Origin of the sequence: Actinomadura sp. 6N118 (genome assembly GCF_044326415.1) — a bacterium.
Lineage (GTDB): Bacteria > Actinomycetota > Actinomycetes > Streptosporangiales > Streptosporangiaceae > Spirillospora.
Map to the genome: position 1 here is coordinate 19,685 of NZ_JBIRAZ010000029.1, position 12,159 is coordinate 31,843.

The following is a 12,159-nucleotide window of genomic DNA, read 5'->3' on the forward strand; positions in this document are numbered from 1 at the left end:
AGGCGCGGGACCGCCTCGACGCGCAAGCAGCTGCTGGACCATCGCCGAGTGGGCCGGCGACACCACCCCGGACGGCATGCAGCACCTGCTGGGCAGGGCCAAGTGGGATGCCGATCAGGTCCGCGACGACGTACGCACCTACGTGGTGGAGCACCTGCACGACGATCAGGCGGTGCTGGTCGTCGACGAGACGGGCGATGTGAAGAAGGGCACTGGCACGGTCGGCGTCCAGCGCCAGTACACCGGCACCGCCGGCCGGATCGAAAACTCCCAAGTCGCCGTCTACCTGGTCTACGCAGGTCAGCGCGGCCACGCCGCCGTGGACCGGGAACTCTACGTTCCGCGCTCCTGGACCTCCGACCCCGACCGCTGCCACGCTGCGGGCCTTGCCGAGAAAAGCACCTTCGCCACCAAGCCGGAACTGGCAGCTCGCATGGTCGCCCGGTTCCTGGACGCCGGCCACCAGGCCGCCTGGGTTGCTGGTGACGAGGTCTACGGCGGCAACCCGAAGCTACGAACCGCACTGGAGGAACGCGGCACCGGCTATGTCCTCGCGGTGGCCTGCTCGCACGAAGTCACCACCGGTGCAGGGAAGTGCCGTGCGGACATCTTGGCCAAGAAGGTGCCCAAGCGGGCCTGGCAGAAGCTCTCGGCAGGGCCCGGGGCCAAGGGTCACCGTTTCTACGACTGGGCAGTTGTCGACCTTGCCGACCCCCGACCTGGTAGTCGTCAGCTGCTGATCCGCCGCAACCGTAGCACCGGCGAACTCGCCTACTACCGCTGCTACTCGCCCGCACCTGTGCCGCTGACCATGCTGGTCCGAGTCGCTGGATCAAGATGGAGGGTGGAGGAGTTCTTCCAGTCCGGCAAGGGCCTGGCCGCACTCGACGAGCACCAGGTCCGCCGCTATGCCTCCTGGTCCCGCTGGGTCACCCTCGCCATGCTCGCGCACGCCTTCCTCGCGGTCATACGCGCAGACGAGCACACCCGTCCCACACCCGATGCCCTCATTCCGCTCACCTGCAACGAGATCCAGCGCCTGTTCATCACTCTCGTTGTCCGCCCCGTCCACGATGCCGCCCACCGGTTCGGTTGGTCCGACTGGCGGCGCCGCCACCAGGCCCGATCCCAGGCCAGCCACTACCGGCGACAAGCCACTCAGACATGAAGATCACGATCTACGACTGGAGTATTAGGAGGTGGTGATGGCGGTCATGAGGTGGGAGGAAGCTGGCCGGAGCAGCGTGGAGCCGTGGGGGCTGGTCGCCCAGATCGCCGAGGTGTGGGGTCCGGGTTGGAGGGTCGCCGATGATCGGCACGGCAACGCGGGCCGGCGGGAATTGCATGGCCCGGACGGTATCGAGTTGTGTGTGCAGGTGGGGCCGGTCCAGGTGGTGGTGCGGGGCATCCATGACGGTGTCGGGCGAATCTGCCGTACGTCTATGGCTGCAAGGAGCCGGTGATTGGTTTCTCGGTGGCCAAGACGCCGAAGCGGCAGGCGGCCGAGATCACGCGGCGGCTGCTGCCCGCGGCCAGAGCGGACGCGGCGATCCTGGCCGCCGAGCGCGCGGATCGCGACGCACGGCTGGCGGGCCGGCTCGCCACGCTGGAGCGGGCACGGGAGCTGCTGGAGGGCGACTTGACCTGGGATGAGCACGGCAGCTCCGGGCAGGAAGCTGAGTTCGAACACGCCCGCACTCACCGGCGGCACGGCGAAGCGCCGCATGTGGTGATCGAGCTCCGGGACTCCAAACGCAACGATCACATGGACGAAGTGCGGGTTTCCCGCCTCGACCATGAGTAGGTTTTGGCGATCGTGGAGGCCGCCGCCCGAGTGATCGCCGCCAGCCACACGGCCTGACGAGCCGACGAGCGGGGGTCCGATCATGGTCGGGATCTGGACAGAGATGGAACGATTCCATCCGGCATCCGTTGATGGGTTTTCCTCGGCTCTGTTGGTGCGAACGAGAGCCAGATGTTGGTCAGTTGTTGGGCTGGCTAGGCGCGCGTGTGAAGCCGACGAGGTCTTGGCGTTGGCGGTATCGCTGGATTTGCACGACGGTGCCGGGGCGGGGTGCGGCGATCATGCGGGCGTTGCCGATGACGATGCCGACGTGGCCGGGGTTGTCGGCTGAGCTGCCTGGGCCGGAGTTGAAGAAGACCAGGTCGCCGGGCTGTTCCTGGCTCTTGCTGACGCGTTTTCCCGTGCGCCATTGATCGAAGGTGGTGCGGGGCAGGGTGATTCCGGCGGCGCGGTAGGCGCGTTGGGTGAGGCCGGAGCAGTCGTAGGCGTCGGGGCCTTCGGCGCCCCACACGTACGGTTTGCCGAGTTGAGCCCGCGCGAACGTGATGATCTTCGCAGCTGTCCTGGAAGTGGTCGCTGCTGGGCTCGGGTCGGTGTTCGAGGTGGCTGGCGGGCAGCGGCGATCCGGGGGTTGCGCGATGGTGCCGTATCGGGCGGCTTGTTGCAGGACGAGGGCGACGTAGCTGGTGGAGTGGTTGTAGGCGAACAGTGCGGTCTTCATGTTCGTGGGTGCGCCGTGGTGGCGGAGGTAGTTGGCGGCGCTGGGGATGGCGTCGGCGGGGTCGTAGACGATGCGGCGCCGGTCGTGGTTGCCGTCGACGCCGAAGGTGCGCCATGAGTCGGCGAGGAACTGCATTGGGCCCATCGCGCCGGCGTGGTTGCGGCCGGAGCGGATGCCGGGGTCGGTGCCGCGGCCGTGGCGGGACTCGACGTAGCCGACCGCGGCCAGGATCTGCCAGCTGATCCCGTAGGCCCTGCCGGCGGCGCGGTAGAGGGCGAAGTAGGTGCTGGGGATGTCGGTGGTGGCCGAAGCCTGGTGAACTGAGCTACTCGGCTTGGGCTCGGTGCAGCCAGCGGTCGTGGGGCCGGCCAGGCTGGAGAGCGCGAGGAAGGGGACGGCGACCACCAGGGCGGCGGCTGCGCAGGCGAGGGTGGCCGCGCTCATGGCTGGTCATCTCCCTCCTGGCCGGTGTCGGCGGTCGCGAGGTTGGCGACTTTCCAGCCGGCTTGTCGTCCGGGCGGGCGGCTGAGGGTGACGGCGAAGGTTTCGGTGTCTTGGCTCTGCTGCCCGGCGCGTTGGATGCGCTGGTGGCCGGTGACGATGAAGATGATCGAGTGGGCTTGGAGATCGCGGATGCCGTTGACCTGGGCGTGGGCGGTGACTGCGATGTGGTCGCGGATCCGGGCCGTACGGACGGTCGGGTCTTCGGCGCTGCGTCCCAGGCGGGCGTACAGCTCGTCTGTGGCCATCGGGTGCAACGCCGACAGGTAGTCGTCGGGGGTCTGGTCGTAGCGGTAGCTGCCGTAGGCGGCGATGAACCGGCGGGCCAGGTCGGCTCCGGCGGCCAGATCCGCCTCGGTGACCGGCAGCAGCGACCGGACGTCGACGAATTGTGCGGGGCTGGGCCGGGGATCGGGCGGTCCGGGGCTGTTGAGGGAGGTGCAGGCGGCGTAGCTGACCAGGACGCCGGATCCGGTGAGGGCGGCTCCGGCGAGGAGGTGGCGCCGGCCGATGACCACGGTCATGGCTGAGGCCATTCCTGGGCGCATGGTGTGGTGAGGATGCTGGCGGCGGTGGGCAGCTGCGCCAGCGGCAGCCGGGTGCCGTCGCTGCCGACCGGTAGCCAGATCGGCCCGGCCAGATCGGTGCCGGACCGGTGGATGGCGGTGGCGACCAGCACACGTGCACCACCGCCTCCGTTGACCTGCCGCGCGTTGTCGTTGAGGACCTGGTGCAGGCCGTATTCGCGGCGAGGGCCGGGCAAGTAGAACAGCACGGGAGTGTTGATGCCGGTGGTGTGGGCGAGGCGGCTGTAGGCGGCGACTTTGCGGACGAGGGCGTCCAGGGGTTCGGTGCCCAGGTCGATTTCGGCGAAGAAGCCGACCTGGGTGCTGTAGTGCCGCCAGACGCCATAGCCGTCGGGTTTGACCAGGCTGCCCCAGGCGCGGGCGCAGCGGCGTTCGGGCCACCACAGCTCCAGCTCGGCACCGGGGAGGTGGCGTGCGGCGGCGGCGAGGGTGGTGAAGAAGTCGTTGACCGCCACGGTGTGCGCGAGTTGCCGCGAGAACGCCAGGTGAATCGCGTCGTCGGCCCGGTAGGGCACCTCACTCAGAGCGATGCCATGGCGCTCGGCAAGCAGGATGGCGCCGGCCTTGTCCAGCACGTAGTGCCAGGGAGCCGAGCCGACCGGTGTCTGGGGCCGGAAGCGGTCGACGGCGCGCAGCCCGTGCAGGGTGTGCATGCGGTGCCGGGCGGCCGAGTCGGTGTCGAAGGCGAGCCGGGCGATCTGCACGGTGGTGAGCACGCGATGCTCGGCCAGCGCACCCAGCACCCACCAGTCCCGCGCCGTCAAAGCATGCCGCAGCTCCTGGATTAGGGGCCGGGAGACGCGGGGCCGGGGGGTGAGTGTGCCCAGGCCACGGCCGACATGGGTGACCAGTTCCCGAGGGCTGTGCGGGGCGGCCGTCTCGTCGGCGGGTGGGGGCGGCTGTGGGGTGATGGGCGTGGCGGAGGAGGTGTCGGTCATGGCGATTGCTCCTTTCGGAAGGTCGGGGGGACGCCCTGGTTGGCGTCGGTTGAGCGAGTACGCGGGTCGCCGAACAACGACACGCCCGGACCTACCTCGGAAGGGTTGGCCGCACTGGCTGCTGGAGTCGTTGCGGCAGCGCGTGAGGCGAGACGTTCACGGATGGCTTGAGCGCGGCCGGGGATCGGCGGGGGGAGCGGGCGGGTCCGCAGCGTAAAAGCCGGGGTGATGGCGTTGTCGACGACCAGTTGCGCGGCGGCTTGGAAGGCGTCGAGATGGGCCAGGTCGTGCGCGGTCAGGTTCGGCTGGACATGTCGTTGGTGGACGCGGGCGTCTTCGGGTGAGACGGCGAAGATGATTTTGTTGCGGGCGTTGGTCGACAGCGCTTCGCGCAGGTCGCGGGGGATCTGGGCCAGGTCCTGGTGGGCCAGCACCAGGCCGAGGTGGAAGGCGCGGGCCTCGGCGAGCAGGTCTTCCAGGCTGCGGATCAGCCCGAGGTAGTTGAAGGCCTCGTCGAGGTAGATGGTGGCGTCGCGGCGTAGTTGCTCGCCCAGGCGGACGCGGTGGCCGGGCGGGCCAGGATCTGGACCACCGCGCGTTCACCGTCACACTGGGCGGCGGCGGCGGCGAACAACGCGCGCAGCGGGTCGGCCGGATGGTCGAACTCCAACGGCAACACCTCAGGCCCGGCCAGCCGCAGCACCCCACCTGTGACCTCGGCTGCGCCGGGCAAAAGCTCGCCTGGTGGGCCGATGATCGTTGCGGCGCCGGGCCAGGCGGCCTGTGCGGCTTGGGCGACTGACTCCAGCGGGAGTGACGGCGGTACCCACACGCTGATCTGCGCGCCGGCGGCGGTCCACAGATATTCAAAGCTCACGTGTGACTTGGTCGGTGCCGCGATTCCGGTCAGGTGCGTCCACCAGGTCACCGCTCCGGACAACGGCGTCTCCGGCGGCGGCACGATCATGATCTGCCGGGCCTGATCCCCAGGCTGGGCGGAGGCGGAGGCTCGGCTTCGGTTCAGGAGTTGCCGCGATCTGGCTGCCAGCCATCCTGCGATGGCGATGAGCCCGACCGTCGCCAGGGTCCCGCCGATGATCCAGGTCATGAGTCACCTCGCACGACTCGCAGTCCAGGGGCCGTCTCGTCGTGGCGACCCGCAGGGAACCCCGCCCGAGGAGTCGAGCTGTGCTGGGACACCAGGCGCTCGGCAGGGTCGGTGGTGATCAGCTGATGGTCGTGGTCGCTGGCCAGCGCCTTGAACGGAACCCGTTGCCGCCCTGCGGCCAGCAGCCCTTCGCCGGTCGCGGCGCAGGTGAGGAAGGCGGCCTCACCGGCCGACAGGTGGAAGACCTCGGTGATCTGGTCGATCGCTTGCGGGGCTTGCCGCAGCAGGATCTGGGTGGCGGCGTTGTTGATGATCGCGCGGCCGAGTTCGCTGCCGAGCAGGTCTTGGTCGTCTTGGGTGATGCAGGTGAGCCCGACCCAGTGTTTGCGGGCGGACTTGGCGAGCCGGTGCAGCCACCGGGCGCCCTCTGGGGTTTGCATCAGCAGCCACGCCTCGTCCGCGACCACCAGCCGCGGCCGCCGGTCGGCGGGGTTGGTGACGCGCCGCCAGATCCAGTCCAGCGCCAGCAGATGCCCGGCGGGCCGCAGCTCGTCGGGCAGATCGCGCAGTGAGAACACGATCAGGTGGGAGTCGGGGTGGGTGGTGGTGGCGCCCTCGAACATGCCGCGGTGCGTACCGGTGACATACGGGGCGACCTGGGCGGCCAGTTCGGCTCCGGCCGGGTCACCGTCATCGGTCAGGGCGGCGGCGAGGTCGGTGAGCATGGGGGCGGGTCGCCGCCAGGTCCGCGGGTCACCGCAGATGCCGGCGTTCTGGTAGGCGTCGACGATGCCGCGGTCCAGTGCCGCCCGCGCTCGCGGCGGCAAGGGCTGACCGGCGAGCACCCCGACCAGCGTGTGCAGGAACAACGCCCGCCGCGTCAGCGCATCGGGCTGATCGGTCGCGCCGGCGGGCAGGTCGAACGGATTGAGCCGGACGGCAGGGCCACCCAGCTGCACATACGCGCCGCCCACAGCCTCGGCGAGGCGTGCGTACTCATCCTCGGGGTCCACCACGGCGACTTCGACGCCGTTGATCAGGCTCCGCAGGATCTCCAGCTTGGCCAGATAGGACTTGCCCGCGCCCGAGCGGCCCAGGATCACGCTGTTGTAGTTCTCCTGGGCGAACCGGTCCCAGATCACCGGACTGGCAGAGGCCAGGTTCAGCCCGTACAGCACGCTGGTCCCGCTCAACGGCTCGCTCAAGTCAGGTGACCCGAACGGAAAGCACGCCGCGACCGCGTCGGTGTCGAAACTGCGCCGCAGCCGCAGCAGGTCAGTGCCCAACGGCAGACAGCTCACCCAGCCTGGCAGCTGCCGGAAGGTGGCCGGCTGCGCCTCCAGCAACAGCGAGCCGGCCACTGCCCGGACCCGTGCGGCTTCGGCCTGTAGTTCGGCGTCGTTGGGGGCGTGCACGGTCAGATACAGCCCGACGCGAAACAGCCGGCCCTCAGCGCGGGCCAACCGGGTTGCCAACTCGGCCGCATCCTCAACCGCCGCTTCGACATGCGGGTCCTGCAGGCGGCCATGCTCGAAGGTGATCCGCCGATCTGATTCCAGGCGGCTCTGCTGCCTGCGCAGCCGTTGTGCCGCGAGTGCGGCGGGCATCGGCTCGATATGCAAGGCGACCTCAAGCTGCCCCGGATAGGACAGCAGGGGCTCCAGCCAGCCCGGCGTGACCTGCGCCGGGTAGCCGGTGACGGCGAACGTGGCACACACCCCGTCGGGCAGCCGCAGCCCCCGTGGGGTGATCTCCAAACCGGCCGGTCCCACCAGACTGCCGCGCCGCGCGGGCTCATCGGGACCCCACTGGAACTTGATCCACGGCTTCATCTCGGCTGCCCGTCAAGGTCGTCACCAGCTGCGGTCGTCTGATCTGCCGCGTCGGGTGCGGTCACGGTTTGCCCCGGCGCCGACCAGCCCTCCAGCAACCGGAGGGATGCAAAGGGATTGGAGGCCGCAGCCAGGACCGCGCCGGCCCGGCCGCCATCCAGCGCGGTGACCGTGATCTCGGCAGCGGCCAGGGTCTGTGCCGCTGCCTCCACCCGGCGCCACAGCTGCTCGCTCGCACTACGCCAGGCTTCGCCGCCCTGACTGCGCCGCGGCTCGACAAAGACCAACAGGACTTGGCGGCGCAGCAGCTCGGTTTCCTCGTTGAGCTCAGCCAGGAAGGCGGCGTGCTCGCGGGCTGCCTGTTCCAACGCTGGATGCGGCAGGGCAGGCGCGTCTTCGACCAGCGTGGCGGCGAACGGACCCAGATCCACCCACTGCGAGCACACCAGAATCTGCACCGGCGCGGTCAGGGAGTTCAGCCACCGCGCGAACGCCCCCACCAGCGCCCGCTGCTCACCCGGGGACCGGAACGCAAAGCCGACGGTCGACGCCTCGGCGATCACCGCCACCCGGTGATCGCCCAGCTCGATCAGCCCGTCGTCGTGCACCGCAATAATCGGAAGCACCAACGGTGCGGGTGCCTTGCCGCCGCCTGCCTGCGCAGCGATCCAAGCCGGAGGCGAAGGAAGTCCTTCGGGTGCCAGCACCCGCAGGCGCGGATTGACGGCATACCGCAAGGCGGCAAGCAGGTACCGGTCGGCGGTCAAGCCATCGCGTCCACTCAGCGCCAGCGCACCACCCGCCGTGCACACCACCAACGCCACCACCGCGAACACCGGCAGCGGAACCCACCGGCCGATCGTGGTGTAGCACAGCCACACCACCACCCCCGTCACCGCCAGGATCACCACCTGCCGAGCGGTCAGGCCAGCAAGGATCTTGTCCTCACGCTCGATATCGACGGGAATGCGAACAACAGACTGGGACATCAGCTCTCACCTCGGCGGTAGCCAGGGACGGACCGGATCTGGCGGAGAGGGTGCAGGCCACACCCCAGCTGTGACCTGGGACCGGCGCGGCTGCGGCCGGTCCCACGGCCCGGCGTACGGCGGCGTCCACGGGTTGGGGCGGCCCCACTGATTGCGCGTGGCGTCACTGTCGGGCGCCAGGCGGCCTCGGTGCACGTGGCGATGCCAAGCCGGATCCGGAGGCGTCCACCGCTGTCCAGGAGCTGCCCAGCGCGGCAGTCCTCCACGACCTGCGGCCAGGTGCGCTTCGCTCGCGCTGCCCGGCTCACCGCTGCCGGCAGACCAGCGCGGACGGCCTCCGGTACGCGGCGTCCTGAGCAGCCGACCGTGCGAAAGCGCGCGCCGCAACCCCTGGGCGCGAGCCGCACTCGATCCCGCTGCCGCTCCTGACCTTGCTGCCGCACCCGCGCCGGCGACACCGCCGGTGGCGGCCGCTCCGACACCGCCGGTCGCGGCTGCTCCCGCGGCGGCCACTCCAGCCTTTGCGAGCTGGCCGAGGCGACTGGTGCCTCCGCCTCCTGCTGGTCCTGGCTGCGGCCTAGACGGTGACGCTGCTGGACCAGCTCCGGGACCGCGCCCGCCGCCCGTTCCAGAGGTGAGGGCTCGCAACCCGCGGCTGGCCGCGGCGTACATGGCCAGCCGGACCAGCATCGGCGTGTGATGGCCGCGGCTTTGGAAGGCCATCCGGAACGCCCACACCGGAATCTTGATCATCACATACAGCAGGCAGAGCACCACCAGGATGTTCACCAACCGGCCACCGAACCCCAGACCGGCCGCTTCCCGGCCGTCGGAGTTGGACAGCACCCGCAGCGCCACAATCAAGGACAGGCCCTCACCCGCCTCGATCGCCAAGACCGCACCCAACACACGCCACCACAGCTGAGCCGCACCCTCGGTGAGAGGGGAGGCGTGGCAGGCCAACGCGAGCGGCGCCGACACGATCAACAACAAGGTGACGATCAGCCGGATGATGAACGTGGCCACCACCACGACCACCATCACCAACGCGGCCAGCTGCAGGAACAGCACAATCCAGCCGCCTCCCGCCGCGGCTGGCGTGCCCACCATCGTCACCAGCGCCCGCAGCGCCCGTCCGGGTTCGATGCCCTGCCCGAACAACGCCCACGTGACCGCGTTGCACAACCGGATCGCCCCACCCAGCACCGGCAAACTCACGACCGCGGCGATGATCCCGACTACCAGCCGCGGCGCGATCTCCCGTGCCGCGTACCGTGTCTGCACCGACTCATGCGTCATCACCAGCAGCCCGCCGAACAGGATGAACAGCACGTAGCAGCCCACCGCGATCCCCAGCGACGCCGTCCACAGATCACGCACCCGCGGCTGCTCGGTCAACTCCGGCGTGGCCAGCGGCAACCGCCCCAGAGCGCCATTGATCTCACCGGTTCCAGAGCCGAGCACACCCTTCAGAAACGCCCCTACCAGCGACCCGACCCACCCCCGCCGGGGTCACCAGACCCTCCGCTCCCAGGAAGCTGCGGCACTATCGGCACCGACGGAACCGGCGGCAACGGAATCGGTGGAACCTCAGGCCACGATCGCGACACTCCGGTCGGCGTCGTGCTCGAGGGGCTAGGCGTTGGACTGCGACTTGGGCCAGGCGACGGGGCCACCGCAAGCGTCATCCCACTGCCCGCGCTTGACATCGGCGTCGCGACCGTTCTCGCGGCCTGCGGGTCCGGTGTGGCGTCCGCGTTGGGCGTCCACGTAAGGAACGCGAGCCCTAGTGCTACGACAATGACCAAGGCGTTCGGAGAACGGCGCGTCCGGAGCATGCCCGTCTGCTGAGCCTCAGTGTGGCGAACTGCGCTGCGGCGCAAGGCGGTGGTCATTGCCCCACGACCTTTTTCAGCAGCGCCAACAGGACAGGAGCGAGGACGGCGATGCCGTAACCGATCGCGGCGTTCTTCAGCGCGTTCTTGGCCTTGGTGAGCTGCTCGGGATTGCCGCCGGCCGTCAGCCACATCACACCGCCGATCGTCAAGAACAACGTCGCCAGCGCGCTCAACAACCCGACGATCACATTGGTGAGATTGGCCAACACCGTGTTCACATCAGGCGGTGGCGCCGCATTACCTCGGGCATGCGCTGCAGTCGGTGTGGACGCCGTCATGGCCCATTCAGCGACGATCACCGCGATCGCGACCAGCCGCTCGACCATGCGCTGCATGCCCGTACCTCCTCCAAATAGGCGCCGGTGAGAGGTCTTTGCTCTTTGAGGGAGTCCGCAGGGCCAGGGCCCTCCCCGAGGGAGTGAGAAGGAAGGACCCCGCAGGCGGCGGAGCGGGATAACCGACCCTGCGGACCCGGCCCGCATGTCGCTAGCCGAAGATTCGTGCCAGCGTCACCTGATCAGGCAGGACCGCCCGGAAACGAGCCCCAATCCGGCCACCAGGCCCTGCTCGCCCCGACGATGCCGCCCCGCACAGCCGCCAGGCACCGGCTCGATGCGCCGTCCACAGCAGCCCTTGCTCAATGTGTCGCTGCTCCAGGCTCATATGTCGCAGTGCTCCCACGAAGCCAGACAGCACCGCCGCCTCCACCTCTACTCGGTCGCCCGTGCAGCCGTTCACTAGCCGCGCGGCGATCTGGCGCAGGCTGGGCAGCGCGACTCCCGCCGCACCTACCACCCACGCCGGACCCATCGAACGAGCTCGCCCGGCCAACGCCCGCCACACCGCGTCCCGACTGGCACACGAAACCTGCGGACCCGCGAGCCATACCTGCAGCTCATCCAGCCGCAAGTGCTCCCCGGGCAGTTCCAGATCCGCACCCGCAAGCGCAAGCGGAGCAGGCTCACTGGTCAGGAGGGAGAAGACGCTCGCAACGACCTCGAACGAAGAGAACCCCGCGGCCTGGGACGAGTCGGCCCGGTGCTTGGCGCTGTGCTCGGACATGACACCTTCGCCTTCGACATGAACCAAAGTCATGTCTTAAGGAAGCCCGAGCCGCCTCACACCCAGCCCACAGCCCAACGCCGCGCACAGGGTGTTGGGAGCCCGTGAGGTCCCACAGAACGCTGACACGCATTGGCCAGAAGGTTGTCTACTGCCGTGTCGTAGCGGCCGGAGGACGGATAGGGGGATCGCAGGCTGATCTCGTCGCCGGAGGCCGGCAGGGGCTCTCGGGGCGGGCAGAGCCGATTCGGGCTCGCTGTGCAGCGAGACGAGCCCGGGAGGTAGCACTCGACCCGGTTACGGCAGGAGATACACGTGGCGCTCCGTCGAGGACGTCCGGTCAATCTGGTCGCCATGCTGTCGGGCGCACAGAGACGGCGATGGGGAATCGGTCGGGTTCACCTGTTAGAACGGAGTCCCGGCGTCGTCGGGGGGTAGAACCGGTCTGGCCAGGCCCGGTCGAATCCGCGGTGAACGACCAGCCGCCTGGCCTGTTGGTCGACCACGCCGACGTATCCCACTCGGGTCCCGGCGTCCGTGATCTCGGCGACGGTCCAGTCGCTGATGCTGGCGCGTACGTCCTCGAGCATGTGCTCCGCCGCGGTCGCACCTGGCCCGGCCGCCGTGTACGAGGCGTGTAGCCGCCGCTCGGAGTCCTTCTGCCATTCCGTGTTGTCACCCAGGAGGTTGAATTCTGTCATCTGATCACACTGGCCACG

General features: G+C 69.3%; 12 protein-coding genes and 1 pseudogene. 2 read left to right on the plus strand and 11 right to left on the minus strand.

Annotated elements, in window-relative coordinates; translation table 11 throughout:
* Window positions 1-13: 13 nt before the first annotated feature.
* Both ACH34W_RS47595 and ACH34W_RS47600 read left to right on the plus strand, forming a co-directional pair.
* Window positions 14-1,168: pseudogene (locus ACH34W_RS47595) on the plus strand (IS701 family transposase); the annotation flags it as partial.
* 291 nt (window positions 1,169-1,459) lie between these two features.
* Window positions 1,460-1,804: a hypothetical protein gene (locus ACH34W_RS47600; RefSeq protein ID WP_395967875.1), complete on the plus strand. Its 345-nt coding sequence runs from the start codon at window positions 1,460-1,462 to the stop codon at window positions 1,802-1,804.
* A gap of 178 nt (window positions 1,805-1,982) precedes the next feature.
* Here ACH34W_RS47600 and ACH34W_RS47605 read toward each other — a convergent pair whose 3' ends face one another.
* From ACH34W_RS47605 to ACH34W_RS47655, 11 genes are all read right to left on the minus strand, one after another.
* Window positions 1,983-2,969, minus strand: coding sequence for an NlpC/P60 family protein (locus ACH34W_RS47605; RefSeq protein ID WP_395967876.1), 987 nt, complete (start codon window positions 2,967-2,969; stop codon window positions 1,983-1,985).
* Window positions 2,966-3,550: a hypothetical protein gene (locus ACH34W_RS47610; RefSeq protein ID WP_395967877.1), complete on the minus strand. Its 585-nt coding sequence runs from the start codon at window positions 3,548-3,550 to the stop codon at window positions 2,966-2,968. Before ACH34W_RS47610 ends, ACH34W_RS47605 begins: the two co-directional genes overlap by 4 nt.
* Entirely contained in the window at window positions 3,547-4,551 is a 1,005-nt protein-coding gene (locus tag ACH34W_RS47615) for a replication-relaxation family protein (protein WP_395967878.1), read from the minus strand. The genes ACH34W_RS47610 and ACH34W_RS47615 overlap by 4 nt, the downstream gene beginning before the upstream one ends.
* Window positions 4,548-4,985, minus strand: a complete 438-nt coding sequence (locus ACH34W_RS47620) for a hypothetical protein (protein ID WP_395967879.1) — start codon at window positions 4,983-4,985, stop codon at window positions 4,548-4,550. The genes ACH34W_RS47615 and ACH34W_RS47620 overlap by 4 nt, the downstream gene beginning before the upstream one ends.
* Window positions 4,986-5,038: 53 nt before the next feature.
* Window positions 5,039-5,659 (minus strand): hypothetical protein, encoded by a 621-nt coding sequence (locus tag ACH34W_RS47625; protein ID WP_395967880.1) that lies wholly within the window; start codon window positions 5,657-5,659, stop codon window positions 5,039-5,041.
* Window positions 5,656-7,491, minus strand: a complete 1,836-nt coding sequence (locus tag ACH34W_RS47630; protein WP_395967881.1) for a VirB4 family type IV secretion system protein — start codon at window positions 7,489-7,491, stop codon at window positions 5,656-5,658. Before ACH34W_RS47630 ends, ACH34W_RS47625 begins: the two co-directional genes overlap by 4 nt.
* Entirely contained in the window at window positions 7,488-8,480 is a 993-nt protein-coding gene (locus ACH34W_RS47635) for a PrgI family protein (RefSeq protein WP_395967882.1), read from the minus strand. Before ACH34W_RS47635 ends, ACH34W_RS47630 begins: the two co-directional genes overlap by 4 nt.
* A gap of 6 nt (window positions 8,481-8,486) precedes the next feature.
* Window positions 8,487-9,944: a hypothetical protein gene (locus ACH34W_RS47640; protein ID WP_395967883.1), complete on the minus strand. Its 1,458-nt coding sequence runs from the start codon at window positions 9,942-9,944 to the stop codon at window positions 8,487-8,489.
* Between the two features lie 427 nt (window positions 9,945-10,371).
* Complete coding sequence (locus tag ACH34W_RS47645) at window positions 10,372-10,713, minus strand: pilin (protein WP_395967884.1); 342 nt, start codon at window positions 10,711-10,713, stop codon at window positions 10,372-10,374.
* Between the two features lie 151 nt (window positions 10,714-10,864).
* Window positions 10,865-11,440, minus strand: coding sequence for a hypothetical protein (locus ACH34W_RS47650; protein ID WP_395967885.1), 576 nt, complete (start codon window positions 11,438-11,440; stop codon window positions 10,865-10,867).
* A gap of 398 nt (window positions 11,441-11,838) precedes the next feature.
* On the minus strand, window positions 11,839-12,141 hold the full coding sequence (locus ACH34W_RS47655) for a hypothetical protein (protein ID WP_395967886.1): 303 nt from the start codon (window positions 12,139-12,141) through the stop codon (window positions 11,839-11,841).
* Window positions 12,142-12,159 lie beyond the last annotated feature (18 nt).